Annotated in this window: 30 protein-coding genes; 10 read left to right on the top strand and 20 right to left on the bottom strand. The window is 65.4% G+C overall.

Annotation, left to right across the window (positions count from 1 at the left end; genetic code table 11):
* Nucleotides 1–36: 36 nt before the first annotated feature.
* From clpX to loiP, 4 genes are all read right to left on the bottom strand, one after another.
* On the bottom strand, nt 37–1,335 hold the full coding sequence (clpX, locus tag AC6LJ2_RS10885; protein ID WP_025135990.1) for an ATP-dependent Clp protease ATP-binding subunit ClpX: 1,299 nt from the start codon (nt 1,333–1,335) through the stop codon (nt 37–39).
* A 101-nt stretch (nt 1,336–1,436) separates the two neighbouring features.
* Complete coding sequence (gene clpP, locus AC6LJ2_RS10880) at nt 1,437–2,090, bottom strand: ATP-dependent Clp endopeptidase proteolytic subunit ClpP (RefSeq protein ID WP_183004996.1); 654 nt, start codon at nt 2,088–2,090, stop codon at nt 1,437–1,439.
* A 4-nt stretch (nt 2,091–2,094) separates the two neighbouring features.
* Nucleotides 2,095–3,405 (bottom strand): trigger factor, encoded by a 1,311-nt coding sequence (tig, locus tag AC6LJ2_RS10875; RefSeq protein WP_445656791.1) that lies wholly within the window; start codon nt 3,403–3,405, stop codon nt 2,095–2,097.
* Between the two features lie 167 nt (nt 3,406–3,572).
* Entirely contained in the window at nt 3,573–4,328 is a 756-nt protein-coding gene (loiP, locus tag AC6LJ2_RS10870; protein WP_263910864.1) for a metalloprotease LoiP, read from the bottom strand.
* 257 nt (nt 4,329–4,585) lie between these two features.
* On the opposite strand from loiP, the gene AC6LJ2_RS10865 reads away from it, so the two are divergent.
* The gene (locus tag AC6LJ2_RS10865; protein WP_263910865.1) at nt 4,586–5,131 is read left to right on the top strand and encodes a TIGR00645 family protein; all 546 of its coding nucleotides are present in this window, start codon (nt 4,586–4,588) and stop codon (nt 5,129–5,131) included.
* Nucleotides 5,132–5,229: 98 nt separating this feature from the next.
* On the opposite strand, the gene AC6LJ2_RS10860 is transcribed toward AC6LJ2_RS10865, so the two are convergent.
* From AC6LJ2_RS10860 to AC6LJ2_RS10840, 5 genes are all read right to left on the bottom strand, one after another.
* Entirely contained in the window at nt 5,230–5,436 is a 207-nt protein-coding gene (locus AC6LJ2_RS10860) for a cold-shock protein (protein WP_006225311.1), read from the bottom strand.
* A gap of 322 nt (nt 5,437–5,758) precedes the next feature.
* Nucleotides 5,759–6,322, bottom strand: coding sequence for a DUF924 family protein (locus tag AC6LJ2_RS10855; RefSeq protein ID WP_445656792.1), 564 nt, complete (start codon nt 6,320–6,322; stop codon nt 5,759–5,761).
* Nucleotides 6,323–6,485: 163 nt separating this feature from the next.
* Nucleotides 6,486–6,689: a cold-shock protein gene (locus tag AC6LJ2_RS10850; protein ID WP_006220190.1), complete on the bottom strand. Its 204-nt coding sequence runs from the start codon at nt 6,687–6,689 to the stop codon at nt 6,486–6,488.
* 372 nt (nt 6,690–7,061) lie between these two features.
* On the bottom strand, nt 7,062–7,382 hold the full coding sequence (locus AC6LJ2_RS10845; protein WP_263910868.1) for a hypothetical protein: 321 nt from the start codon (nt 7,380–7,382) through the stop codon (nt 7,062–7,064).
* A gap of 91 nt (nt 7,383–7,473) precedes the next feature.
* Entirely contained in the window at nt 7,474–7,872 is a 399-nt protein-coding gene (locus tag AC6LJ2_RS10840; protein ID WP_263910870.1) for a hypothetical protein, read from the bottom strand.
* 124 nt (nt 7,873–7,996) lie between these two features.
* On the opposite strand from AC6LJ2_RS10840, the gene AC6LJ2_RS10835 reads away from it, so the two are divergent.
* Nucleotides 7,997–8,299, top strand: coding sequence for a DUF2513 domain-containing protein (locus AC6LJ2_RS10835; RefSeq protein ID WP_263910871.1), 303 nt, complete (start codon nt 7,997–7,999; stop codon nt 8,297–8,299).
* Between the two features lie 99 nt (nt 8,300–8,398).
* On the opposite strand, the gene AC6LJ2_RS10830 is transcribed toward AC6LJ2_RS10835, so the two are convergent.
* The 3 genes from AC6LJ2_RS10830 to AC6LJ2_RS10820 all read right to left on the bottom strand — a co-directional run bounded on the left by AC6LJ2_RS10830 (nt 8,399) and on the right by AC6LJ2_RS10820 (nt 10,307).
* Nucleotides 8,399–8,671 (bottom strand): hypothetical protein, encoded by a 273-nt coding sequence (locus tag AC6LJ2_RS10830; protein ID WP_263910873.1) that lies wholly within the window; start codon nt 8,669–8,671, stop codon nt 8,399–8,401.
* A gap of 73 nt (nt 8,672–8,744) precedes the next feature.
* Nucleotides 8,745–9,140, bottom strand: a complete 396-nt coding sequence (locus tag AC6LJ2_RS10825) for a RidA family protein (RefSeq protein WP_263910875.1) — start codon at nt 9,138–9,140, stop codon at nt 8,745–8,747.
* A gap of 18 nt (nt 9,141–9,158) precedes the next feature.
* Complete coding sequence (locus tag AC6LJ2_RS10820) at nt 9,159–10,307, bottom strand: DSD1 family PLP-dependent enzyme (protein ID WP_445656793.1); 1,149 nt, start codon at nt 10,305–10,307, stop codon at nt 9,159–9,161.
* Between the two features lie 141 nt (nt 10,308–10,448).
* Here AC6LJ2_RS10820 and AC6LJ2_RS10815 point away from each other — a divergent pair, with 141 nt between their 5' ends.
* Nucleotides 10,449–11,360, top strand: coding sequence for a LysR family transcriptional regulator (locus AC6LJ2_RS10815; RefSeq protein WP_263910877.1), 912 nt, complete (start codon nt 10,449–10,451; stop codon nt 11,358–11,360).
* A 34-nt stretch (nt 11,361–11,394) separates the two neighbouring features.
* Here the strand turns inward: AC6LJ2_RS10815 and AC6LJ2_RS10810 are convergent, their stop codons facing one another.
* Together AC6LJ2_RS10810 and AC6LJ2_RS10805 are read right to left on the bottom strand one after the other, a co-directional pair.
* On the bottom strand, nt 11,395–11,793 hold the full coding sequence (locus AC6LJ2_RS10810; RefSeq protein ID WP_263910878.1) for a RidA family protein: 399 nt from the start codon (nt 11,791–11,793) through the stop codon (nt 11,395–11,397).
* Between the two features lie 68 nt (nt 11,794–11,861).
* Nucleotides 11,862–13,052, bottom strand: a complete 1,191-nt coding sequence (locus AC6LJ2_RS10805) for an MFS transporter (protein ID WP_263910879.1) — start codon at nt 13,050–13,052, stop codon at nt 11,862–11,864.
* A 136-nt stretch (nt 13,053–13,188) separates the two neighbouring features.
* Here AC6LJ2_RS10805 and AC6LJ2_RS10800 point away from each other — a divergent pair, with 136 nt between their 5' ends.
* The 3 genes from AC6LJ2_RS10800 (at nt 13,189) to AC6LJ2_RS10790 (ending at nt 14,767) form a co-directional block, all read left to right on the top strand.
* Complete coding sequence (locus AC6LJ2_RS10800) at nt 13,189–13,776, top strand: TetR/AcrR family transcriptional regulator (RefSeq protein WP_445656795.1); 588 nt, start codon at nt 13,189–13,191, stop codon at nt 13,774–13,776.
* A 70-nt stretch (nt 13,777–13,846) separates the two neighbouring features.
* Nucleotides 13,847–14,362 carry a hypothetical protein gene (locus tag AC6LJ2_RS10795; RefSeq protein WP_445656796.1) on the top strand — a complete coding sequence of 172 codons (516 nt, stop codon included), beginning with the start codon at nt 13,847–13,849 and terminating at the stop codon, nt 14,360–14,362.
* Nucleotides 14,363–14,461: 99 nt separating this feature from the next.
* The gene (locus AC6LJ2_RS10790; RefSeq protein WP_263910882.1) at nt 14,462–14,767 is read left to right on the top strand and encodes a hypothetical protein; all 306 of its coding nucleotides are present in this window, start codon (nt 14,462–14,464) and stop codon (nt 14,765–14,767) included.
* A 33-nt stretch (nt 14,768–14,800) separates the two neighbouring features.
* Here AC6LJ2_RS10790 and AC6LJ2_RS10785 read toward each other — a convergent pair whose 3' ends face one another.
* The 4 genes from AC6LJ2_RS10785 to kdsA all read right to left on the bottom strand — a co-directional run bounded on the left by AC6LJ2_RS10785 (nt 14,801) and on the right by kdsA (nt 18,229).
* A complete protein-coding gene (locus AC6LJ2_RS10785; RefSeq protein ID WP_263910883.1) occupies nt 14,801–15,058 on the bottom strand; it encodes a hypothetical protein in 258 nt (85 codons plus the stop codon).
* Between the two features lie 212 nt (nt 15,059–15,270).
* On the bottom strand, nt 15,271–16,905 hold the full coding sequence (locus AC6LJ2_RS10780) for a PqiB family protein (protein ID WP_263910884.1): 1,635 nt from the start codon (nt 16,903–16,905) through the stop codon (nt 15,271–15,273).
* Nucleotides 16,906–16,994: 89 nt separating this feature from the next.
* The gene (locus AC6LJ2_RS10775; protein WP_263910885.1) at nt 16,995–17,303 is read right to left on the bottom strand and encodes a DUF3892 domain-containing protein; all 309 of its coding nucleotides are present in this window, start codon (nt 17,301–17,303) and stop codon (nt 16,995–16,997) included.
* 68 nt (nt 17,304–17,371) lie between these two features.
* Complete coding sequence (kdsA, locus tag AC6LJ2_RS10770) at nt 17,372–18,229, bottom strand: 3-deoxy-8-phosphooctulonate synthase (RefSeq protein ID WP_445656798.1); 858 nt, start codon at nt 18,227–18,229, stop codon at nt 17,372–17,374.
* A gap of 186 nt (nt 18,230–18,415) precedes the next feature.
* Here kdsA and AC6LJ2_RS10765 point away from each other — a divergent pair, with 186 nt between their 5' ends.
* Together AC6LJ2_RS10765 and AC6LJ2_RS10760 are read left to right on the top strand one after the other, a co-directional pair.
* Nucleotides 18,416–19,039, top strand: coding sequence for an HD domain-containing protein (locus AC6LJ2_RS10765; protein WP_498151355.1), 624 nt, complete (start codon nt 18,416–18,418; stop codon nt 19,037–19,039).
* Nucleotides 19,040–19,088: 49 nt separating this feature from the next.
* Nucleotides 19,089–20,306, top strand: a complete 1,218-nt coding sequence (locus AC6LJ2_RS10760; RefSeq protein WP_498151354.1) for a DUF1444 domain-containing protein — start codon at nt 19,089–19,091, stop codon at nt 20,304–20,306.
* Between the two features lie 58 nt (nt 20,307–20,364).
* Here the strand turns inward: AC6LJ2_RS10760 and aqpZ are convergent, their stop codons facing one another.
* Entirely contained in the window at nt 20,365–21,075 is a 711-nt protein-coding gene (gene aqpZ, locus AC6LJ2_RS10755; RefSeq protein ID WP_263910890.1) for an aquaporin Z, read from the bottom strand.
* Between the two features lie 129 nt (nt 21,076–21,204).
* Between aqpZ and AC6LJ2_RS10750 the strand changes: the two genes are divergently transcribed.
* Together AC6LJ2_RS10750 and AC6LJ2_RS10745 are read left to right on the top strand one after the other, a co-directional pair.
* Nucleotides 21,205–21,420: a hypothetical protein gene (locus AC6LJ2_RS10750; protein ID WP_263910892.1), complete on the top strand. Its 216-nt coding sequence runs from the start codon at nt 21,205–21,207 to the stop codon at nt 21,418–21,420.
* A 107-nt stretch (nt 21,421–21,527) separates the two neighbouring features.
* On the top strand, nt 21,528–22,535 hold the full coding sequence (locus AC6LJ2_RS10745) for a Bug family tripartite tricarboxylate transporter substrate binding protein (protein ID WP_498151353.1): 1,008 nt from the start codon (nt 21,528–21,530) through the stop codon (nt 22,533–22,535).
* A gap of 33 nt (nt 22,536–22,568) precedes the next feature.
* Here the strand turns inward: AC6LJ2_RS10745 and AC6LJ2_RS10740 are convergent, their stop codons facing one another.
* Nucleotides 22,569–23,150 carry a glycerol-3-phosphate responsive antiterminator gene (locus AC6LJ2_RS10740; RefSeq protein WP_263910895.1) on the bottom strand — a complete coding sequence of 194 codons (582 nt, stop codon included), beginning with the start codon at nt 23,148–23,150 and terminating at the stop codon, nt 22,569–22,571.
* Between the last annotated feature and the right edge of the window lies 1 nt (nt 23,151).

Genomic DNA, 23,151 nt, shown 5'->3' with positions numbered 1-23,151 from the left:
AACCCGTTACGAGAACGGGTTTTTCTGAAATAACCGTCAGGCCGCGGCGTCGCGGACTTCTCCGCGCTCGGGCTTTTCGGCGGCGCTTTCTTCGTCCGCGTAGATCAGCAAGGGCTTGCCCTCGCCTTCGATCGCGCCTTCGTCCAGCACCACGCGCTTGACGTTGCCTTGCGACGGCAGGTCATACATGGTGTCGAGCAGCGCCTGCTCGATGATGGAGCGCAGGCCGCGGGCGCCGGTCTTGCGCTTGAGCGCCTTGCGGGCGATCGCCTTCAAGGCTGCCGGGCGCACGTCCAGCTCGGCGCCTTCCATGGCGAACAGCTTCTGGAACTGCTTGAGCAAGGCGTTCTTGGGCTCGGTCAGGATCTGGACCAGGGCCGCTTCGTCGAGTTCGTCCAGCGTGGCGACCACCGGCAGGCGGCCGACCAGCTCGGGAATGAGGCCGAACTTGATCAGGTCTTCGGGTTCGACTTCCGAGAACAGCTCGCCCACGCCGCGTTCGGACTTGGCGCGCACGGAGGCCGAGAAGCCGATGCCCGACTTTTCGGTGCGGTCGCGGATGACTTTTTCGAGTCCGTCGAAGGCGCCGCCGACGATGAACAGGATGTTGGTCGTATCAACCTGGACGAAGTCCTGGTTGGGGTGCTTGCGCCCGCCCTGCGGCGGCACGGAGGCCACCGTGCCTTCGATGAGCTTGAGCAAGGCCTGTTGCACGCCCTCGCCCGACACGTCGCGGGTGATGGACGGGTTGTCGGACTTGCGGGAAATCTTGTCGATTTCGTCGATGTAGATGATGGCGCGCTGCGCCTTCTCGACTTCGTAGTTGCAGTTCTGCAGCAACTTCTGAATGATGTTTTCGACGTCTTCGCCCACGTAACCGGCTTCGGTCAGCGTGGTGGCGTCGGCCATGACGAACGGCACGTTCAGCATGCGCGCCAGCGTCTGCGCCAGCAACGTCTTGCCCGACCCGGTGGGGCCGATCAGCATGATGTTGCTCTTGGACAACTCGACTTCGTCGCCCTTGATTTCGCCGTGGCGAATGCGCTTGTAATGGTTGTAGACGGCCACCGCCAGCATGCGCTTGGGCGAGGTTTGCCCAATGACGTACTGGTCGAGGAACGTCTTGATCTCAGCCGGAGTGGGCAGTTCGGAACGAATCGCCGCGCGCGCGGTAGCCTGCGCTTCCTCGCGGATGATGTCGTTGCACAGGTCTATGCATTCATCGCAGATGAATACCGACGGACCCGCGATCAGCTTGCGGACTTCGTGCTGGCTTTTATTGCAAAACGAGCAATGCAGCACTTTTGCGTCTGCCGATCCCTTTTTTTCAGGCATATGTAGTCGTATCTCAGGTAAAGAAGCGCCGGACCGGGTAAACGGCCCGGCGCCTGCGCTTACTCAAACGTGGCAGCAGCGGGTCGGACTCAACCGGGAAGTCAGCCTTCCGAACGGGAGGTCATCACCTTGTCCACCAGTCCATACGATACCGCATCTTCGGCGGACATGAAGTTGTCACGTTCCGTGTCCAGGCCGATGCGCTCGATCGACTGGCCGGTGTTGTCGGCCAGGATGCGATTGAGACGCTCGCGCAGGTCCAGGATCTCGCGAGCCTGGATCTGGATGTCGGAGGCCTGCCCCTGGGCGCCGCCCGAGGGCTGGTGGATCATGATGCGCGAGTTGGGCAAGGTGAAACGCTTGCCCTTCTTGCCAGCCGCCAGCAGGAAGGCGCCCATGCTGGCCGCCAGGCCGGTGCACAGGGTCGACACGTCCGGCTTGATGAACTGCATGGTGTCGTAGATGGCCATGCCCGCGTACACCGACCCGCCAGGCGAGTTGATGTACAGGGAAATGTCCTTGTCAGGATTCTCCGATTCCAGGAACAGCAACTGCGCGACGACCAGGTTGGCCGTTGCGTCGTTGACCGGGCCCACCAGGAAAATGAGCCGCTCGCGGAGCAGACGCGAATAGATGTCGTAGGCGCGCTCGCCGCGCCCCGACTGCTCGATCACCATGGGAATGTAGCCCAGGCCGGTGGGGGTCACCGAAGACCCGCCATTCATTGCCGCATAGAAATCGGTGAATCTCTGCATAGTGTTACGCCATCCCCATCAACTGATCGAAAGGCACCTTTTCTTCGGTGACCTTGGCCTTGTCCAGAACGTGTGCCACGACGTTGTCTTCGAGCACGATAGCTTCGATTTCAGCACGACGTTGACGGTCAGCCAGGTAATAGCTGACAACCTGGGCGGGTTGTTCGTAGTTTTCCGCGAATTCTTCGATGCGGGCACGAACCTGTTCCGGCTTGGCTTGCAGCTGGGCTTGCTTGACCAGTTCGGACACCAGCAGACCCAGGCGCACGCGGCGCTCGGATTCGGTCGAGAAGGCTTCGGCGGGGATCGGCACGGACTCGGCGTTCGGCACGCCGCGTTGCTTCAGTTCTTCGCGGGCAGCGGCGATGCGGCTTTGCACGTCGTTGTCGACCAGGGCCTTCGGCACGTCGAACTTGCCGGCTTCGACCAGGGCGTCCATCACGCTGGACTTGGTACGGCCTTGCGAGCGCACCTTGACTTCGCGTTCGATGTTGCTGCGGATGTCGGCCTTGAGCTTTTCGACGTCGCCTTCGGCCTGGCCGAGCGACTTGGCGAATTCAGCGTTCAGTTCGGGCAGGACGCCTTCAGCCACTTCCTTGACGGTGATGGTGAATTCGGCGGTCTTGCCGGCGACTTCCTTGCCTTGGTAGTCGTCAGGGAACTTCAGCGGGAAAACCTTGCTTTCGCCAGCCTTCAGGCCGCGGGCGGCTTCTTCGAATTCCGGCAGCATGCGGCCTTGGCCGAGCACGAACGGGAAGTCTTCGGCCTTGCCGCCTTCGAACGGCACGCCGTCGATGGTGCCGGCGAAGTCGAGGGTGACGCGGTCGCCGTCTTGCGAGGCACGGCCTTCACGGGCTTCGAACGTGGCGCGCTGCTTGCGCAGGACGTCCAGGGTCTGTTGCACTTCGGCGTCGGTGACGGCGGTTTCGAAGCGGGTCACGGACAGTGCCGACAGGTCGGGCACGGCGACTTCGGGGTAGACCTCGAACGTGGCGGTGAACGCCAGCGTGTCGTCGGTGACGCCTTCGGTCTTGGGTTCCAGGTTCGGGGCACCGGCGACGCGCAGCTTGGCGCCGTCGACGGCTTGTTCGAACGCACGGCCAACTTGGCTATTGATCACGTCGTAGCGGATGCCGGGGCCATGGCTGCGCTCGAGCATGGCGAGCGGCGCCTTGCCGGGACGGAAGCCGGGCACCTTGGCGGTACGGGCCACGCGCTTCAATTGCGCCTGGACTTCCTTTTCGACGTCGGCCACCGAGACGGCCAGATCAACACGGCGCTCCAGGCCGGAGAGGGTTTCAACCACAGGCTGCATTAAAAGACCTATTTTCCGAGAGAATAAGAGATGACGGGCGGATAAACGCGCCATTTTACCGGAAACTTCCGGAACCCTGACGCAAAGGGGTGCGAGCCCCCGGATAAGCCCGGATGCTCGCACCCCGTTTCCACCCCCGAAGGGAGGCAAACGCCCGCTGGGGCGCCTTATTTCGCTTTGGCGATGCGATCCTCGATGTGCTGAGCGCGCTTTGCCGAAGACGGATGGGAGCTCATCATATCGCTCTTGCCGCCATCAAGCTCGGCCAGCTTCTGGAAGGCGGTCACCAGGCCACGCGTATTGAGCTTCTTGGCCTGCAGTTGGTCGAACGAGTAATCGTCGGCCGCGCTTTCCTGCGATTGCGAGAACTGCGCGTTGATGAACTTCTCGGTCAGGTCGCCCAACTGGGACGAATTCAGGGCAGCCACGGTGGCGCCCCCTGCGGCTCCGGCGGCGTCACGCGCAGCCGACACGGTGTAGGCGGTCTGCATGGCCTTCTTGCTGTGGCCCAGGGCCACGTGGCCGATTTCGTGGCCGACCACGCCGAGCACTTCGTCGTCGGTCATCATGTCCATCAGGCCGCTGTAGACGCGGATGCAGCCGTTGGCCATGGCCCAGGCGTTCACGTCCTTGGTGATGTAGACCTTGTAGTTCGCTTTCTGGCCATTCACCGTGGCGCCCAGGGACTTGGCGATCTTTTGCAGGCGGGCGTCGTACTTGCTGCCCGGCGCGGCGATCTTTTCCTGGGAATCGCTTTGCGCGCACGCCTTGTCGGACAAGGTCTTGATTTCGGCATCGCTGAGGGTGGCGGCCTGCACCACCTTGCTGCCGGCGCCCACCAGGCCTCCGATGTCGAGGGCATGCGACGCGGAATAAGGGGCAAGCGCAACGGTCAGGGCGGCAACGGTGTAGCGGATCTTCATGGAACAAACTCCTCTTGACTGACTCTGTACGAGTGAGGCGGCAATTCTATATACGGCAAAACCGTGCAAACCGTTTCGCCACAGAGTTTCGCAAATGCGAACTTCGCTTACATAAAAGGCATGCAAATGACTCGTTAGCGTGGTAAATACCGGCGCCGCGATACCAATCTGTCATCAAAAACCCATTACCGCGTGGCCCGGCATTGATAGAATTGCCGCCGCACTTTTTCGCACCCAACCTTGGCTCGCACCCACTCATGACCCCGAACACCCCTCCCCGCCTTGGCCTGCTGCCCAGCCTGATATTCAGTTCGCGCTGGCTGCAACTGCCGCTCTACCTGGGCCTGATCGTCGCCCAGGGCGTCTACGTCATGCTGTTCCTGAAGGAACTCTGGCATCTGCTGACGCACGCCAACAGCTTTGGCGAAATGGAAATCATGCTGTTGGTGCTGGGCCTGATCGACGTCGTGATGATCTCGAACCTGCTGGTGATGGTGATCGTCGGCGGCTACGAGACCTTCGTGTCGCGCCTGCGCCTGCAGGGCCACCCGGACCAGCCCGAATGGCTCAGCCACGTCAACGCCAGCGTCCTGAAGGTCAAGCTGGCCATGGCCATCATCGGCATCTCGTCGATCCATCTGCTGCGCACCTTCATCGAGGCCGGCACCCTGGGCACGCCCAATGCGCGCTTTTCCGAGGCGGGCGTGATGTGGCAGACCATCATCCACGCCCTGTTCATCCTGTCCGCCCTGGGCATTGCGCTGGTCGACAAGCTGTCCACGCCGGCACACCCCAAGCACTGACGCCCCGCTCGCCACGGCAAAGAAAAAGCCCCTGCACATTGCGTGCAGGGGCTTTTCATTGGAGCGGACCGTTTTGCCGGACCGCTACCGGACGGAACTCAGGCTGCGACCTTGATGTTCTTGGCGCTGGGGCCCTTCGGGCCGGTACCGACCTCGAACGTGACGCGCTGGTTCTCCTGCAGCGACTTGTAGCCTTCGCTGCGGATTTCAGAGTAGTGAGCGAACAGATCCTTGCTGCCGTCGTCGGGCATGATGAAGCCATAACCCTTTTCGGCGTTGAACCACTTGACGATGCCGGTTGCCATGGAATTTCCTCGAACCTAAAAGATGCGATTGCTCGCGGGACGCCAGATCATCAAGGATGGGAGAGGAAGCAACCGCAGCACCACTGACGGCGACAAGTTAAACGCAGACCGCGTCTCTTGAAAATCTCGCTGAACCCAGTGTATTGGTGAACCCGGAAAAACGTCAAATATGCGGCCATCCGCAAGCCCGCGCCCGGCTTGCCCTGGCGCAAAGCGGGGCAGAATTTTCAACTGGCCATGCGTCGATACAAGCAGATACCGTCACGGCCGCGGCCCTGGACTCAGGCGGGAAAAGGCGGTCTGACCCGAGCGCCGCCCCGCCTCACCCGGCGAAGCCGCCGGCGTCCAGGAATTCCTGTTCAGGCTGAGTCGTGTGGCGGCCCAGGGCGGCGTTGCGATGCGGGAAGCGGCCGAAACGCTTGATGATGTCGCGATGAAGAACCGCCCAGCGCACCGAATCGGCACCCAAGGGTTCCATCAAGGCCACCGCGCGATTCTGCGCCACCAGGCTCTCGGCATGCTCGAACGGCAGGTAGAAGAACTGGCGCAGCGACGGGTCGACCGCCAGGTCGTGCCCCGCCGCAACGGCGCGCTCGGCAAACACCAGCGCCAAAGGGTCGGTGGCGAACATGTGGGCGGTGCCGCGGTAGGCATTGCGGGGATACTGGTCCAGCAGGATCATCAGTGCCAGCGCGCCTTCGGGGTCATCCAGCCAGGCATCGAGTTGCCGGGCCGCCGCAGCCAGGTGGGCCGCCCCGCAATGCTGCCGGAAACGCTCGTCGAAGGCCGCATCCTTGGTGAACCACGCCTCGCGCCCCGCATCGCGCCAAAAGGCCACCACGTCTTGCGGTTGCAGGGAGAGCGGGGCGTGGCTGGGCTGGGTCATGGATTCGTCCTGTAGCGGGTACGCCCGACGCTATGCCGGGCAAGAAACGGAAAGCTGCGGCAAGGATACCGCGGCACGCCTGGCGCCATGCAAAAGGGCCCCCTTACGGGAGCCCCAGACGCAAAAAAGCCCCCGAAGGGGCTTTTCCGAAAAGCCAGAATCCTTACAGGACCTGGATCTTCGTGGCTTGCGGGCCCTTGGGGCCATTGGCCGTCACAAAGCTGACGCGCTGGTTCTCTTCCAGAGACTTGAAGCCCGAGCCCTGAATTTCGGAGAAGTGAGCGAACAGGTCCTTACCACCCGCTTCCGGGGTGATGAAGCCATAGCCTTTTTCCGAATTGAACCACTTAACGACGCCGGTTTCCATACTGTATTTCCTAGAGATAATGGGCAAATGCCCGGAGGTCACGAATCAATCAAGGAGGGGACAGTAGAACAATAACGCTGAGCCGGAAAAGGCACGGCACTGAACGAAAATCGCAACGCTTGTGATCGTGTGCCGACACTATCGTTATGTTCCCCTCACAAGTCAACATAATCCTAAAAAATACGTGCCAATAATGCAACAAAGAGAAACTGCGCACAAAATTAACACGTTTCCATAGGCAAAAAGGTGCCCTGCATAGGTGTAAACACCCACACATCATAAAAAAACAATCGAGGCTTATATAAATGCCGTCAAACGCGCATCGGACTCATACGCCGTTTGGGTGGGGCACTTTTTGGTTTGCCGTGAGGCTTACTCGTCGATAGGTAAGCCCAACAGATCGAGCGCCGCGCCGAAAGCCTCGGGGCCCGAGCATAGGAAAACCGCCACGTCGCCGGGATTCATATTTTCCAGGACCTGGTCGATTTGGTCTTGCGCATTATCAACATTGTCGACATTGGCAGCGTGAATGTCCGCTCCGCCTTCGACTTTTTCGGGGGGCACGATGTCGGCGATGGCATTGAGATCGTTTACGCCGGATACGACATAAGTGCTAATGCTTTCGCCATCAAGCGTTGTGTGGAGCTCAACGCCGCCCGTCACGTCGGCAACGTGCCGACTGAGTATTTCCATGATCAATCTTCCTAGACTTGCGGGCCGAGCCCGCCTGGGCACGCACCGTACAGGTGCACACACGCCCAGGCGCGACTATAACAGCCTTATGCTAAGGCTTCCTGACAATCGGACCGAGCGAACGCCGGGCGGCGCCGGACGTGGCCGCCACGCTGCGGCTGCGCACCCCCGCGGCGGCCAGCGCGGCGAGCAGCGGCTTCTGGGCGGCCAGGAACGTGGCCTTCTCGTCGCCGGCCAGCTTGCACAGGAACATCTGGGCCTGCAGCTGGGTGCGGCGAGCCTTGCGATTGTCGGACTCTTGCGCCAGCCAGTCCGCGATCCAGTCGGCCGCAGCCTGGGCGTCGCCTTGCAGCTTGACGTGGCCGAGCAGGTCGAACACGGTCACGCCGTCGATGGCGCCTGCTTCGGTGCGGGTCAGAAAGAGCTTGGCGGCCTGGCCGGTGTAGCCGGGGATCAGCGCGAGGCAATCGCGCTCTGCGGGTTTCTTCATGGGTACTGCCCGTAAGGGTTGTCGGTAACCCGCCACTTTAACCCGCGCTCGCAGCTGTCGCGTGCACGCCACGGAACTCTGCTATTGTCGGCCTGTCTTTTTTCCCAACTTGGCGGACAACATCATGCAACGCGATTTCGATCTGGTCGTCACCATCCTGGGTGCCTTGCGCGACGCGGCAGGCCCCAACCTGAGCACGCACGACATCAAGAACGCCGCTCTGGCACCCCACGCGCAGGAACAGGGCCTGCAACTGATTGCGCATCACCTGGACCTGCTGGCCGATGCCGGGCTGGTCAAACAGGTCAGCGAGACGGCGGCCACTGCCGGCGATACGCGCTGGCGCATCACCTGGAAGGGCTATGACGCCCTGGAACAGGACGAGGAAGACGAAGAAGACGAAGACTTCGACGACGCCGAAGAATAAGCCGGCACGAGTCGCGGACCCAGGGCAACGGGCCGTCGGTACGCGACCCTGCTGGCCGACACGGGGCGCCCCTTGCGGGCGCCCTGCTCTTTTGGCGGGTCAGGCGCGGCGCAGGATGCGGCGGGTGAGCAGCGCCGCCGCGCTGCCGATGACCAGGCTGAACATGAAGGCGGCGATCGACAGCATCGCAGCCTGGTCGCCAAATCCGGTCGAGCGCGACAGCGTGAATACGGCGGCGAAGATTGCCGCGGCGAGGATCGCGACGCCAGCCAGCGCCCGGCCGACCGAGCGCAGGCGGCCGCAGAGCGAACCGCCTACCAAGGCCACGGCGACCATGGCGGCCATGGACCAGAACAGATATTCGTAGTGCATGCGGATGGGCTCCCCCAGGGGTATCGAGGCGCCCGCATTATAGGCGGCTGCGTGCCCCATCCGTCCCCGTCCTTCAAGCGGGTGGCGCCACCGCGATGGCGCTGATTTCCACCAGGGCACCGTAGTGCAATTCACGGGTGGGCACGATGGCGCGGGCGGGCCGGTGATCGCCGAAGCTGCGCTCGTAGACGCTGTTCACCTCATTCCACAAGCCGACATCGGGGATGTAGACGGTGACGTTGACCACGTGGGCCATCGACGAACCCGCCGCCTGCAGGATGGCCGCCATGCTGCGCAGGGCGGCCTCGGTCTGGGCCGCCACCCCTTGCGCCAGTTGCGGGCGTTCGCCCGGCTGGGCGGGGGCCTGAAACCCCAGTTGCCCGGAGACAAAGACGAAGCCGTTGGCCCGTACGGCCTGCGAATAGTGGCCAGCTGGCGGGGTGGCGTTGGGGGTGTATATCGTGTCCATGGAGATTCCTTGATGGGCTTACCAGCCGCGAAAGCGTTCCCAGTGCGCCACGACGTCGCGGCCGCCGGTGCGCACGACTTCGTAGGCGTCGTGCTGGGCGCAGGTTGCGCAGGCGTGGTTCGGCACGATGCGCAGTTTGCTGCCCAGCGGCAGGTCCGGCAAGGCGGCGCCGCTGCCCGCGCGCAGCTTGATGATGCCCTGCTCCTGGTTGGTTTCGGCCAGCAGCAGGTCGGGATAGACCTTGCCGTCCGCATCGCACACCAGGCCGTACAGCTGATCCACCGGTTGCTTGGCGGTGCCGCGGTCCCGCGACATGGCCATCCAGCCGGCGTCCACCAGGATCCAGCCCTTGTCGGGCTGATGGCCGATGACCGTCGTGAGGACGGTCGCGGCGATGTCGTCCACCGAGCACACGCCCAGCCCGGCCATGACCAGGTCGAAAAATACGTACACGCCCGCGCGCACCTCGGTCACGCCGTCCAGGTTGCGGGCGAAATGCGCGGTGGGCGTCGAGCCGACGCTGACGACCGGGCACGGCAGTCCGGCGGCGCGGATCGCTTGGGCGCAGGTGACGGCGGCCAGGCGTTCCTGCTCCGCCATGGCGGCGATCGCGTCGACACTGCGGCAGCCGTAGGACTCGCCGGCGTGGGTCATGACGCCGCGCAGGCAGCCTGCGCCGTCCAACACCCGTGCGATGGCCAGCAACTGCTCGACGTGGCCAGGCTGCACGCCCGCGCGATGCCCGTCGCAATCGATTTCGATCAGGGCGGGGATCGCAGTTCCCTCCTGCGTGGCGCGCTCGGCAACGGCTTGCGCAGCCTGGATGCTGTCGACCACCACCGTCAGGTTGACGCCGCGCCCGCGCAGGGCCAGGACCCGGTCCAGCTTCGCGGGCGCCACGCCCACGGCATAGAGCAGGTCGGTCACGCCGGCGGCGGCGAACTGCTCGGCTTCCTGCAGCGTCGACACGGCGGCCGGGCCTTGCGGGCTGGCCATGACGCGGCGGGCCACCTCGATCGACTTGGGCGTCTTCAGGTGCGGACGCAACTGCACGCCGTGGCCGGCCATGAGGCCATTCAAGCGCTCGATGTTGCGGGTCATGCGGGTTTCGTCCAGCAGCAGGCAGGGCGTGTCCAGGGTATCGAGAGTGGCGCTAGCAGCAGTCATGGCAGTGTCGGAAGCAAACGGGCGGGGACAGGCGGGGATCGACGCGGGCGCCGCCCGGGCGCAACCGCATGCCGGAAGTATGGCGCGACCAGGGGCTTGCGTGTTTAATAAGGACTTAATCAATCATTAAGGCAATTCTGAATGATTACCACCGACGACCTGCGTTTTTTCCTGAGCCTGGCGGCGACCAGTTCGCTGGCGCAGGCCGCGCGCGCCCTGGACGTGACGCCGCCTGCCGTGACGCAACGATTGCACGCACTGGAAAAGCGGCTGGGCGTAAGGCTGGTGAACCGATCCGGCCGCGGCACGGCGCTGACCGACGAAGGCCGCCTGCTGGCCCTGCGCGCCGGGCAGATCTGCGGTGAACTCAATGACCTGGCCGACGAGCTGGTCGGCCGGCGCGGCGTGGTGGCCGGCCATCTGCGGGTGGTGGCACCATTGGGTTTCGGCCAGCGATACGTGGCGGAACGGGTGGCGCAGTTCCGCCAGAACAGCGAAGACGTGACCGCCAGCCTGACCCTGTCCGACGGACCGCCGCGACTGGCCAGCGACAACTGGGACGTCATGATCCACATCGGGGAACTGCGCGATTCGACACTGGTGGCGTATCCGCTGGCCCCCAATCGGCGCATCCTGTGCGCGTCGCCCGCTTACCTGGCGCGGCGTGGCGCCCCGGCCAAGCCCGAAGACCTGCGCGACCACGACTGCATCGCCCTGCGGGAAAACGAAGAAGACGTGACGCTGTGGCGCTTCAAGCGCGGCCGCGGCCCCGCGGTGGGCGTGCGCATTGCGCCGGTGTTGTCGACCAACGCCGGCGCGGCGGCGGTGGCCTGGGCGCTGGCCGGTCACGGCATCCTGGCCCGGTCGGAATGGGATGTGGCCGAGCACGTGAAAAACCGCGACCTGGTGCCATTGCTGGCGGGCTGGAGCCTGCCTGAGGCCAACGTGGTAGCACTGGTGAAGTCGCGCCAGGACCTGTCGGCGCGCACGGCGGGCTTTCTCGCCCACCTGCGCGAGGCGTTTGCGACGACGCCGTGGCGCGACAAAGACTGAGACCTGCCGGAACCGCCCGTGCGTTCGGGCTGGGTCAGTCCAGCATGGCTTCGGCTTCGATCTCGACCAGCCACTCCGGCAGCGACAGACCGCTGACGATGATCCACGATGACGGCGGCGGGTCCTTTGGAAAGCGGTCGCGCAGGGCCTGGGCGATCACTTCCTGGTCTTCGCGGGCCGTTTCGCAGATGTAGATGCGCAGCATGATGACCTGCGCCAGCGTGCCGCCCGCCGCGGCGAGGACGCGCTCGATGTTGTCCAGCGCGGCTTCGGTCTGTTCCTGCAGGCCGGGCCCGACGGTGCGTTCGTCGGCATCGACACCGACCTGGCCGGACAGCAGCATGCGACGCTGGCCGGTCACGATGACGGCCTGGCTGAAGCCGTATTGCACCGAATTGAAAACCGTGTCGGGATTGATGACGGTTCGGGACATGTGTGTTCTCCTTGTAGGCGCCGCGCCCCGCGGCCCGGCGCTACCGGCATTCTAGAACCGCTGGCCGATCAGGCGGCCGCCGGGGCGGCCCTGGCGCCACGCGCTGCGTACAGGGCCACCAGCAACACGACGGCGCCCGCCCCGACCGCCGTCCAGAAGCCCGCAACCACGCCGTGATGATCGACGATCCAGCCCGCCAGCGCCGCCCCGGCCGCAACCCCCGCGCCCAGGCCGGTGACCAACCAGGTCAGCCCTTCGGTCAAGCGGCGCCCCGGTACGCTGCCTTCGACCATCGCCATGGCGATGATCATGGTCGGCGCGAACGACAGGCCGGCCAGCAGGACGCCCAGCGACAGGGTCAGCAGGTCGCCTACCAGCAGTAGCGGCACCGTGGTGAAGGCCGTCACCGTGGCCGCAATGGCCAGGAGGCGCGCCAGCGGCATCTGGAATTTCAGCACGCCGAACGCCAGCCCGGCCACGCACGAGCCCAAGGCATAGGCTGACAGCACCACGCTGGCGCCCGCCGGCAGACCCTGCTGGCGGGCGAACGCCACGCTCATCACGTCGATGGTGCCGACGATGACGCCCATGGCCGCCATCATGGTGGTCAGTTGCCGCATGATGGGCACGCTGAGCACCGAGGCTTCGCGGCCAGCCTCGCGCGGCTGCACGATGGGTGCCGTGGCGCGCTGCAGCACGAATGCCGTCACGCCCACGCCCAGCAGCAATGCCGCGCCCAGCGGCCCGGCTTCAGGGAACAGCAGCACGCACAACCCCACTGCAACAGGCGGCCCGATGATGAAGCTGAGTTCGTCGAATACCGATTCCAGCGCATAGGCGGTGCGCAGTTGCGGCTGGTCGCGGTAGATCTCGGTCCAGCGGGCCCGCGCCATGGCGGGCATGCTGGGCAGGCTGCCCGACAGCGCCGCGAACACGAACAGCGTCCAGTCCGGGGCACCGATCCGCACGCAGATCGCCAGGCCAAGCAGGCCGGCGACGCTGGCGCCGGCCGCCACGGGCAGCACCCTGCCCTGGCCATGCCGATCGACCAGGCGGGAAATGCGCGGCGCCAACAACGCCGTCGCCAGCGCAAACGTGGCCGCCACGGCGCCAGCCAGGGTATAGGCGCCCCGCACCTGCGACAGCATGGTGATGATGCCGATGCCGATCATCGGCAGGGCCAGGCGCGCCACGGCGCACGCCGCCACAAAACCTGCGGCGCCGGGCGCCTTGAACAATTCGCGATAGGGATTCGACACCCGGAACCTCTGGGGGATGTTGCAGGCCGGCGGCGGGGCCACCGGACAGATTGACATACGAAGCGTATGCAAGATCGTATTCACATACCCGGCGCATGTCAATTAACATACGCGGCGTATGCAACGGGAGCCCACCATGTCGCGATCACGCGCCGAGATGATTGAAGAAACCCGCGGAAAGCTGCTCGCGACGGCCCGGGAATCGTTCCGTCGCACCGGCTATGCGGACACGTCGATGGACGATCTGACCGCCGCCGCCGGGCTGACCCGAGGAGCGTTGTATCACCATTTTGGTGACAAGTCGGGATTGCTGGCGGCGGTCGTCGAGCAGATCGATGGCGAAATGGATGCGCGCTTGCAGGATATCTCCCGGCGGGCTCCGGACGCCTGGACGGGGCTGCGCGAGCGCTGTCGCGCGTATCTGGAAATGGCGACCGAACCGGAGATCCGCCGGATCGTGCTGCAGGATGCGCGCGCGGTGCTGGGCCAGGGCGGCAACACGGCGCAGGACCAATGCAGCGTATCGCTGGGCGCATTGCTGCAGACCTTGATGGAAGAAGGCCGTATCGGCCCCGCCGATCCCCGCGTACTGGCAAGAATGCTTGACGGCGCCCTGGCCGAAAGCGCGTTCTGGATCGCCGCCGGCGACGACGGCCCGGCGCGCCTGGCGCTGGCGTTGCAGGCGCAGGAATTGCTGCTGCAAGGCTTGCGGCGAGAGCCGTGACGACAATGCCACCTGCGCGCATAATGCCGCAAGTCCAACACTCCCCTGAACGATCACCTGCCGCGCTCCGATGCCGATCCAACCGCTGCCCCTTGCCATCAAGCGCTTGCGCCCCGGCGCCCTGGCCGCCCTGCTCTGCGCCGCTGCGCTGCTGCCCGCGGCAGCTTGCGCCCAACCGCCCGTGCCGCAGGCCGCGCAGGCCCTGGTCGGCAAATGGCGGCACCAGACCATGCTGCGCACGGTGGACGGCCAGGCGCTGCCGCCGCAGCCGGCCGGCGGGGCCGGCGTAGCCGAGTTCCGCGCGGATGGCACCTGGTCGATGCAAGGCCCCGGCATGGTGTCCAGCGGCACTTACCGCTGGCTGGACGGCAAGCGCATCGAACAGACGCTGGAACAATCCACGAACAAGTACGAGCTGGGCGTCGCGTCGATCCGCTACGTCAAGATACAGGGCGATCACCTGACCCTCACCCGTATCCAGGACCGCAAGGAAATGGACAAGCTCATGCCTGCGCCGGCCCCGAACACCCGGCGCCCGGACGAAATGATCGTCACCAACGTGTTCACCCGGTTGACCGAGGAATAGCGTCGACGCTGCCGCCCAGCCGCCGCCTCGGCCGAACGCGGTATGGAAGGAGGCAACCTTCTTTGCTAGGCTGGGTCACACACCTGGAGGCCACCGTCCATGAAGCAGAAGATCCGCGTGCTTTGCGTCCAGCCGTCGTGCGTCTCGGCACGCTTCGCTTTCCTGGCCATCGCGCTGCGCTGGTCGCTCGGCGCCACGCCCCGGCCTGAGCGATTGCGGATCGGCCCCCACGACCTGGCGCCAGTCGGTTCCGAAGCGGCCTTCTGGATGTTCGCGCTGCGCCACGCGTTCTCGTCGCAGTCGGTCCTGGTCACCCGAGGCGATCACTGGGATGTCGCGGCATCCGTCGATGGCGACGAAATCCGGGCCTTCGGCCGGAAATTCGCCTTGCGTCAATGCCTATAGCGGCACGGCTTGCCGCCTGCGACCCGCAGGCTTTCAACCAGTGACCGGCGGTTTGCGGTGATAGGCGGCCAACTGTTCGGCTGTCCAGCGCTGCCGGGCCTCTTCCTGGCAGCAACTGCGGAACACTCGGGCGCCCACATCCAGAAACCCCCTCACATCTTCGTCCGTCAATTTGCCCTGCACTTTCATCAGGCAATCCGCGTACGCGGACAATATGCCGTCCCAGCCCTCGGGTTTGCCAGGGGCGACGGGCTTGCTGATCATGCGAGCCATCATTTCGTTATGGTCCATGCTGAGTCCCCACTGATGCCGGGCCGCGGCCCCGAGGACCGCAGCGATCAGACAACCGGATCAGCAGCAAGCGCCATGCCTGCCGGGCGCCCGGGTGGGGCCGGCGCAACGCCCGCCGGACAAGGCATCGGCGCATCGGCCCGCCTGGCCATAATGAAAAAACTACCCTTGCCGCCATCGGGCCTGCACGACGGCGGCGGCACGGCCTGGCGCTAAGGGGCGGGCTTGACCGGGTCCGCCCCGCGCCCCCGCAGCAAGGCATCGGGACGCGTTTGCAGGTAGTCCGACAGCTGCCGCAGCGAGCGGGCCGCCCGGCCCAGCTCACGCACGGCCACATCGGTGCCCACCGACAACGACCCATCCGGCTGCAACATGTTGCCCACCGCGGCCAGAGAGCGGCCGGCTTCGCGCAACAAAGCCTGCGCCGCCGGCGCCACCTGGGAGTCGAGCTTGCGCGCCAGGCTCGCGGTGGCCCGCAGCACGCTGCTCAACTCCATGCCTATATGGTCGAAAGGCACTTTGTCCAGGCGGGTCATGATGCGATTGATCTGTTGCTGCAATTGATCCAGGTTGTTGGGCACGGTAGGCAGGAAGGGAACGTCTTCCATCGTGAACGTTACCGGCCGGGCATCCGGGAATACGGCCAGCGACACGTAGAGTTGCCCGGTCAACAGATTGCCGATGCGCAGTTGCGCGCGCAGGCCGCGCTCGATCAGCGCCGTCAGCAGGCGCCCGGTGGGACGGGACAGGTCGGGGCCGGTGTAGTCCCTGACTTCGCCCAGCACCTGGGCACCCAACCGCTGGGGATAGACGGTGGCCGACACCACCGCGTAGAACAGGTTGGTGGACTTGTCGAATTCCAGGCCGATCGCGTCCACCTGGCCAAGCGTCGCGCCGAAGGCGTCGACCGGCGCGCCGACCACCAGCCCACGCACCGACTGGTCAAAGCGCATGCGTATCCGCAAGGGCTCGCCGTCGGGTTGGGCGCGGGCGGCCTCTTCGTTCGGGAACAAAGCGAACGCGGCATCCGCCTGCGCCGGCGGCCGCTCACGCGCGTCGAAGGTCTCGAAAGCCACCCCGCCGATCGCGACCGACAGCAACGATTGCGAACGGACCTTCAGGCCGCGGGCGTCCACGGTGAAATCGATGCCGCCGGCATTCCAGAAACGCGTGCCGGCGTTGATGTAGGCGTCGTAGGGCGTATCGACAAAGACCTCGACGGCGACACCCGAGCCCCCGGGCTCCAGGCGGTAGCCGATGACTTCCCCCACCGCGACCCGGCGGTAATAGACGGGGGACCCGACTTCAAGAGACCCCAGATCGCGGGCATGCAAGGCGTAGCGCTTGCCGCCCCGATCCTGCGACACCTGCGGGGGGACCTCCAGGCCGGTGAACGCGGATTTGGATGCCGCCCGGGCACCCTCCTTGCGTGGCTTGGCGGGATCCACGCCGATGTAAGCGCCGGAAAGGAGCGTGCCAAGGCCGGACACGCCGCTCAAGGTCAGGCGGGGCCGCACAACCCAGAAGGCCGTACCCTCGCGCAGCAGATCCGCGGCGTCCTGGTTCAGGCGGATCGTGGCGACGACGCCGGTCCGGTCATCGTTGAGCGCGACACGCTCGACCACGCCCACCACCACTTCCTTGAAGCGCACCTGCGTCTTGCCGGCCTCCAGGCTTTCGGCGGTGCGAAAGGCGATGGTGGCAGTGGGACCGGCGGCCAGCCAGGCATGCAGAACCAGCAGCAGGCCACCCACGGCGGCCACGACGGGCACGAGCCAGATCCAGGAAATGCGCCGTCTGCGGGCACGCGGGGCCGCGGTGGCGCTGGCAGGTTCCGGCTCGGACATGCAGACCCCCTTCTGGCGGTGACTCCAGCAGGGTCGCGCCGCGGCCGATGCCGCGCAAGCAGGGTATTCCCGATGCCGACAGCCGGGGCCTAGAACTCCGGCAGATCGAACACCGTGTGCAGGGTGGAGCTGGGCACCGGCACCGAGGCCAGGTGCTCACGCCCGTCGTCGTCGACCAGCACCCGCACCGGGCGCGAGGCAACCGACAGACCGTCGACGCTGATCACCGTTTCGACGTCGGCGCCGGCCTTGATGGCCTCGATGACCTCGGACGCCGCCGCCGTCACGGGGTCGCTGACCCAACCGGGCACGCCGCGTTCGGCCAGCCCCCAGCGCACATAGGCGACATGGCCGCTGACGGGTTCTTTACGAACGGCGACGATCGCGTAAAAAGACATCCAGGCCTCCCTAAAGTATTTGGCCCGGATCGTATAACAACTTGGCTGACCTGCGATGACAACCCGGGTCAGGGCTCGATGTCGATGGGCGCAAAGGATTTCACCAGGTCATCCAGCTGCTTGAGCTGGGTCAGGAACGGCTCGAGCTTGTCGAGCGGCAAGGCGCTGGGGCCGTCGCACTTGGCGTTCTTGGGGTCAGGGTGGGCTTCCAGGAACAGGCCGGCCAGCCCCACGCCCATACCCGCCCGCGCCAGGTCGGCCACCTGCTCGCGACGCCCGCCGGACGCGGCGTCCAGGGCCGAGCGCTGTTGCAGCGCGTGGGTGACGTCGAAAATCACCGGGCGGTTGCCCGACACCTTCTTCATCACGCCAAAGCCCAGCATGTCGACCACCAGATTGTCGTAGCCGAAGCTGGTGCCCCGGTCGCACAGGATCAGTTGTTCATTGCCGGCCTCGGTGAATTTTTCGACGATGTTCAGCACCTGCGTGGGGCTGAGGAACTGGGGCTTCTTGATGTTGATGACACGGCCGGTCTTGGCCAGCGCCACCACCAGGTCGGTCTGCCGGGCCAGGAAGGCTGGCAGTTGCAGAATATCGGCCACTTCGGCGACCGGCGCGGCCTGCCACGGCTCGTGCACGTCGGTAATGACCGGCACGCCGAATTCCTTCTTGACCGCCTCGAAGATCTTCATGCCCTCTTCCAGCCCCGGGCCGCGGTAGGAATGGATCGAGGAACGGTTGGCCTTGTCGAACGAGGCCTTGAACACGTACGGGATGCCCAGCTTGGTGGTCACGCGCTGGTACTCCTCGCAGGAACGCAGGGCGAGATCCAGGGATTCCAGCACGTTGATCCCGCCGAACAGCACGAAGGGCTGGTCGTTGGCGCAGGCGATCGAGGGCGAGATGACGACTTCCGGGGCGGTCATGATGAGGCGATCCTGTAAAGGTGAAGCAGGTAATAGTGCGTAATGTACAACCTGCCCACCCCCGATCCGGCGGCCAGAGGGTCGGGATGGCGCAAGCCGTCACAAGATACACTCGTTGGCTATGCGCCTGTCTGGCCAGGCAAGGCCCGCCAGAATAGGAATATCAGACTTACGACGACCTGATTCATGGACACCGACACGCTCCAGGGCCGGCTGGAATTTCTCCGCCAGGCCGAAAAACTGAAAGACGTACTGCGCAGCGCCCGCAGTTCGGGCGGCCGCCAGGAAAGCACCGCGGAGCACACCTGGCGCCTGTGCCTGATGGCGATGATGCTCGAAGATGGCCTGACGGGCCTGGACTTCGTCCGCGTCCTCAAGCTGTGCATCATCCACGACCTGGGCGAGGCCATCCACGGCGACGTGCCCGCGATCGAGCAGGCGCCCGGCGCGAACAAGGGCGCCCAGGAACGCCAGGACCTGCTGACCCTGGCCGGCTCGCTGGACGCCCCTGCCCGCACGCAACTGCTGGCCTTGTGGGACGACTATGAAAACGCCTCATCGCCCGAAGCGCGGGCGGTGAAAGCCATGGACAAGCTGGAAACCCTGCTGCAACATAACCAAGGCGCCAACGGCCCCGATTTCGACTACGCCTTCAACCTGGACTACGGCCGCAAGTACACCGACGCCCTGCCGCTGTTGCGCGAGCTGCGCCGGCTGGTGGACGTCGACACCCTCGCTCGCCTGCGCGAGCAAGCCGCTGCCCGATCCGCCCCCCCACCCCGTCCGCTGCCTGACGGCGACGTAACGTAGTCGAACGCTGCCGCGTCCTGCGACGCCCCCTCAACCACCCGAGAAAAGCATGGGATTCCTAGATTCGCTGTTACGGCGCAAGCCGACACAGGACCAGTTCGCCGCGCTTTTCATCGCCGCCGTGCGTCAGCGTGGTTATGCCGGCGACCTGGCCTACAAGGCCGACGAATTCCGCCTGTTGCAGGGCGAAGGCTCGTACTTCAACCTGCACAACGCTTATCACGCCTACTGCAACGCCCCCGGCGGGCAGCGCCAGGGCGCCCTGCAAGGCTTCGTCTCGACGCTGCTCAGCAGCGGCCAGGCCGTGCCGCAATCGCTGGCCGAGGCCCGCCCGCTGCTTCGGCCCGTGATCCGCAACCTGGGCGCCATCGAAGATGTGCGCATGCATCACGTACGCACCGACGGCAACGACGCCGATTTCCATCCGGCGCTGCGGCCTTTCGGCGACGATTGCGTGGTGCTGCTTGCGCTGGACCACCCCGAATCCATCTCGACCTTGACCAACGGCCCGGAGGCGGCCTGGGGCATTTCGTTCGACCAGGCCCTGGCGATTGCCATCGACAACCTGCGCGATTCGGCCGACGACTTCATGGAAGTGGCGCCCGGCGTCTACAGCGGCGGCTGGGAAGATGGCTACGACACCAGCCGCGCCCTGCTTCCCGACATGCTCGAACGCGTGCCGGTGCGCGGCCGGCCGGTATTCATGATGCCCACCCGCGACCTGCTATTGGTCAGCGGCGACAACGACGCTGCGGGCCTGATGAAAATGGCCGAGCTGTGCCAACAGGTCGTATCACATGGCCGGCCGGTGTCGCCGCACATGTACCACTATGCCGACGCCGGCGTCGAACGCTACCTGCCGCCGCAAGACACGACGCGCCGCCAGCTGAACCACCTGGCGCGCCTGCTGGCCAAGGGTGATTATGACGCCCAGAAGGAAACCCTGGACCGCATCCACGAAGAACAGGGCATCGACCTCTTCGTCGCCAATTACAACCTGTTCACGCAGCACAACGACGCGACCGCCTCGTTCTCGGTGGCCTCCTGGACTCGCGGCGTGGACACCTCGCTGCCCCAGGTCGACCGCCTGGCGCTGGTGCGCCCGGAAGCCGACGACGAGATCGGCGAAGTCCGCGTGGTCGACTGGGAACAGGCGCTGGCGGTGCTCTCGCCGTTGCTGGAACGGGAAGAGGTGTATCCGGTGCGCTACCGCACGCGGGGGTTCCCGAGCGATGCGCAGGTGATGCAGTTGCAGGCACTGGACTGACACCCACGCAGGCGCCCGTCGCCGCGTCCACGCGGGCGATGCCGGCGCAAGCCCGCCCCTAAGCCTGCGTGGCCGGTTCGCTCACCAAGCGGTACGCCAGCGCCCCGATGATCGCCCCGACGATCGGCGCCACCCAGAACAGCCACAGTTGCTCGATCGCCCAGCCGCCCACGAACAGCGCGGGACCGGTGGAACGCGCGGGGTTCACCGAGGTATTGGTGACGGGAATGCTGACCAGGTGGATCAGCGTCAGCGCCAGGCCGATCGGGATGGCGGCAAAGCCGGCCGGGGCGCGCTTGGCGGTGGCGCCCAGGATCACGAATAAAAAGCCCGCCGTCATCACCACTTCGGTCACCAGCGCGGCGCCCATCGCGTACTTGCCCGGCGAATACGCGCCATAGCCGTTCGCGGCGAAATGGCTGCCCTTCAAGTCGAACCCCAGCTTGCCGTCGGCGATAACCGCCAGCACCGCCGCCGCCGCGATCGCCCCCAGCACCTGGGCCGCCACGTAGGGCAGGATTTCCCGCGCGGGGAAACGCCCGCCAGCCACCAGCCCGACCGTGACCGCCGGATTGAAATGCCCCCCGGAAATATGGCCGACGGCAAATGCCATGGTCAGCACCGTCAGGCCGAACGCCAGCGCCACGCCCGCAAAGCCGATGCCCAATTGCGGAAAGCCCGCCGCCAGCACCGCGGCCCCGCAGCCGCCCAGCACCAGCCAGAACGTGCCGAAGCATTCCGCGCCGCAGCGCTTTGATAGTGGGTACATGATTCGCCCTCCAAGCTGAAAATTCGATGGTCGGCCAATGCGGCGCCGGCAACTTCAAAGCAATGTAAATTCCTTTCGATTGTTGACATTGCTATGCTTGGCGCGGTTTTCCTACCCCCACCATGACCGATGGACGCCACCCCTCTATTGCTATACGTCGTCACCGTGAGCGCCGTCATGGTCAGCCCCGGCCCATCCATGCTGCTGGCGCTGAACAACGGCGCTTGCCACGGCATGCGCGTCGCCGGCTTTGGCATTGCCGGCGCTGGGCTTGAGCCTGTATCGGCGCAGCGAATTACGTTGAATTACCGACGTCAAAGGCCATTTGACATGCTGTCAACCTGACCTCGCATTGTCAAAAACACGTCGCAAGACAAGAATCCTGGAACGAGCGCGACAGCGGCGTGGCGACCCGCCTCGCGGCCACAACGCGCCGATCCGGAGACTTGCGCATGACCCAGGGAAACACCGTACGATCCCGCCGCCGCTGGCTGGCGGGCAGCGCACTGGCCGTGCTGGGGCTGGCGCTGGCCGGCCCGCTGCACGCCGAGGCCGCGTGGCCATCAAAACCGATTCGCATCATCGTGCCGTACAACGCGGGCGGCGCCACCGACATCGTGGCGCGCATGGTGGCCGAACGCCTGTCGAACCGTCTTGGGCAGCCGGTGCTGGTGGAGAACCGCGGCGGCGCCTCGGGCATCATGGGCACCGATGCAGCGGCCAAGGCCGCGCCTGACGGCTATACGCTGACGGTATCGCTCAGTTCGTCGCTGATGCAGAACCAGTTCCTGTACCAGCACCTGCCCTACCAGACGCTGCGCGACTTTGTCCTCATTTCGCAAATTGCCATCGCACCCGTGACGCTGGTGGCGCATCCCGGCGTGCCGGCCCAGGATGGCCCGCAACTGCTGGCCTACGTCCGCGCCAATCCGGGCAAGGTCGCCTATGGCTCGTGGGGCGTTGGCTCGTATGGGCACCTGGGCCTGGCCTATCTCGATGCCTCGCAGCACGGCGACATGACCCACGTGGCCTACAAGGGCGAATCGGCCATGCTGCAGGACCTGATCGGCGGCCGCATCCAGCTGGCCTTTGCCAGCGCGCTGGGCACCAAGCCCTATATCGACAACGGTCGGCTCAAGCTCATCGGCGTCACCGGCGACAAGCGCATGGACGTGCTGCCCGACGCCCCCACGCTGGCCGAACAGGGCCTGCGCGAGGACGCCTACCGCCTGGTCGGCTGGGTGGCGCTGGCCGCGCCCAGGGAAACGCCCGCGCCGATCGTCGCGCGTCTGGCCAGCGAAATGCACGACATGGTGCGCACGCCGCAGGTGCAGGCCCGGCTGATCGACATGGGCTTCATCCCCACGGGCAACTCACCGACGCAATTCGCGGCGAACTACCGGCAGGAATTGCCGGTATGGAAGACGTTGGTGGAACAATCCGGCGCGCGGCTGGACTGACGCCCACCGCGGCCGGCCGAAAGCGCCGCGGCGCTACCGCAGCACTTTCGGGTCCACGCTCCAGAGCACCGCATCGCTGGTCGATACCGCCACCGCGCCTTGTTTCAGCGCAGCGGCCACGTCCGCCTGATTGCAGACGAAGCCCGACGCCACGATGGGCGGCAGCGCCTTCAGGTCCTGTGGCGCCATGTGGGCCAGCATCGGCGCCGGCATGATCTGCACCAGGTTGGGGTCGCTCTGCTCCAGCGCCTTGACGCTGCGCGGCCAGGTGGATCGATCGGTCACGAACACCTTCTGCATCGTCACCATGCCGGCGCGATTGGCGCGCTGGATGGTGGCCACGCGAGTGGACACCAGGCTGGCCACGCCGATGTCCGCCAGGTAGTCGACGCCGCCCTTGTCCTGCGACAGGCCTTCGCAGCTGTCGATGTTGACGATGACGTACTTGCCCGCCCGGTTCAGGGCGGCGATCACCGGCGCAAGCTTGCGCAGCTCGACGTTGGCCACGATACCGATCTCGGCCGCGCTGCCGACAAAGGCATTGATCTGTTCCGGCCCATACAACGTGGCAATGACCGGATGCCGCGAAAGGCATGCCCCGAGTGACCTGTCCATG

Source organism: Achromobacter sp. 1014246743 (genome assembly GCF_059760725.1).
Note: the sequence above shows the minus strand (reverse complement) of the source record. Positions and strands in the feature narration are given on the sequence as shown.

Bases quoted from the DNA above. Each gene is read 5' to 3' on its own strand.
- clpX (WP_025135990.1), bottom strand. From the start codon at position 1,335: ATGCCTGAAAAAAAGGGATCGGCAGACGCAAAAGTGCTGCATTGCTCG.
- clpP (WP_183004996.1), bottom strand. From the start codon at position 2,090: ATGCAGAGATTCACCGATTTCTATGCGGCAATGAATGGCGGGTCTTCG.
- tig (WP_445656791.1), bottom strand. From the start codon at position 3,405: ATGCAGCCTGTGGTTGAAACCCTCTCCGGCCTGGAGCGCCGTGTTGAT.
- loiP (WP_263910864.1), bottom strand. From the start codon at position 4,328: ATGAAGATCCGCTACACCGTTGCCGCCCTGACCGTTGCGCTTGCCCCT.
- AC6LJ2_RS10865 (WP_263910865.1), top strand. From the start codon at position 4,586: ATGACCCCGAACACCCCTCCCCGCCTTGGCCTGCTGCCCAGCCTGATA.
- AC6LJ2_RS10860 (WP_006225311.1), bottom strand. From the start codon at position 5,436: ATGGCAACCGGCATCGTCAAGTGGTTCAACGCCGAAAAGGGTTATGGC.
- AC6LJ2_RS10855 (WP_445656792.1), bottom strand. From the start codon at position 6,322: ATGACCCAGCCCAGCCACGCCCCGCTCTCCCTGCAACCGCAAGACGTG.
- AC6LJ2_RS10850 (WP_006220190.1), bottom strand. From the start codon at position 6,689: ATGGAAACCGGCGTCGTTAAGTGGTTCAATTCGGAAAAAGGCTATGGC.
- AC6LJ2_RS10845 (WP_263910868.1), bottom strand. From the start codon at position 7,382: ATGGAAATACTCAGTCGGCACGTTGCCGACGTGACGGGCGGCGTTGAG.
- AC6LJ2_RS10840 (WP_263910870.1), bottom strand. From the start codon at position 7,872: ATGAAGAAACCCGCAGAGCGCGATTGCCTCGCGCTGATCCCCGGCTAC.
- AC6LJ2_RS10835 (WP_263910871.1), top strand. From the start codon at position 7,997: ATGCAACGCGATTTCGATCTGGTCGTCACCATCCTGGGTGCCTTGCGC.
- AC6LJ2_RS10830 (WP_263910873.1), bottom strand. From the start codon at position 8,671: ATGCACTACGAATATCTGTTCTGGTCCATGGCCGCCATGGTCGCCGTG.
- AC6LJ2_RS10825 (WP_263910875.1), bottom strand. From the start codon at position 9,140: ATGGACACGATATACACCCCCAACGCCACCCCGCCAGCTGGCCACTAT.
- AC6LJ2_RS10820 (WP_445656793.1), bottom strand. From the start codon at position 10,307: ATGACTGCTGCTAGCGCCACTCTCGATACCCTGGACACGCCCTGCCTG.
- AC6LJ2_RS10815 (WP_263910877.1), top strand. From the start codon at position 10,449: ATGATTACCACCGACGACCTGCGTTTTTTCCTGAGCCTGGCGGCGACC.
- AC6LJ2_RS10810 (WP_263910878.1), bottom strand. From the start codon at position 11,793: ATGTCCCGAACCGTCATCAATCCCGACACGGTTTTCAATTCGGTGCAA.
- AC6LJ2_RS10800 (WP_445656795.1), top strand. From the start codon at position 13,189: ATGTCGCGATCACGCGCCGAGATGATTGAAGAAACCCGCGGAAAGCTG.
- AC6LJ2_RS10795 (WP_445656796.1), top strand. From the start codon at position 13,847: ATGCCGATCCAACCGCTGCCCCTTGCCATCAAGCGCTTGCGCCCCGGC.
- AC6LJ2_RS10790 (WP_263910882.1), top strand. From the start codon at position 14,462: ATGAAGCAGAAGATCCGCGTGCTTTGCGTCCAGCCGTCGTGCGTCTCG.
- AC6LJ2_RS10785 (WP_263910883.1), bottom strand. From the start codon at position 15,058: ATGGACCATAACGAAATGATGGCTCGCATGATCAGCAAGCCCGTCGCC.
- AC6LJ2_RS10780 (WP_263910884.1), bottom strand. From the start codon at position 16,905: ATGTCCGAGCCGGAACCTGCCAGCGCCACCGCGGCCCCGCGTGCCCGC.
- AC6LJ2_RS10775 (WP_263910885.1), bottom strand. From the start codon at position 17,303: ATGTCTTTTTACGCGATCGTCGCCGTTCGTAAAGAACCCGTCAGCGGC.
- kdsA (WP_445656798.1), bottom strand. From the start codon at position 18,229: ATGACCGCCCCGGAAGTCGTCATCTCGCCCTCGATCGCCTGCGCCAAC.
- AC6LJ2_RS10765 (WP_498151355.1), top strand. From the start codon at position 18,416: ATGGACACCGACACGCTCCAGGGCCGGCTGGAATTTCTCCGCCAGGCC.
- AC6LJ2_RS10760 (WP_498151354.1), top strand. From the start codon at position 19,089: ATGGGATTCCTAGATTCGCTGTTACGGCGCAAGCCGACACAGGACCAG.
- aqpZ (WP_263910890.1), bottom strand. From the start codon at position 21,075: ATGTACCCACTATCAAAGCGCTGCGGCGCGGAATGCTTCGGCACGTTC.
- AC6LJ2_RS10750 (WP_263910892.1), top strand. From the start codon at position 21,205: ATGGACGCCACCCCTCTATTGCTATACGTCGTCACCGTGAGCGCCGTC.
- AC6LJ2_RS10745 (WP_498151353.1), top strand. From the start codon at position 21,528: ATGACCCAGGGAAACACCGTACGATCCCGCCGCCGCTGGCTGGCGGGC.
- AC6LJ2_RS10740 (WP_263910895.1), bottom strand. From the start codon at position 23,150: ATGGACAGGTCACTCGGGGCATGCCTTTCGCGGCATCCGGTCATTGCC.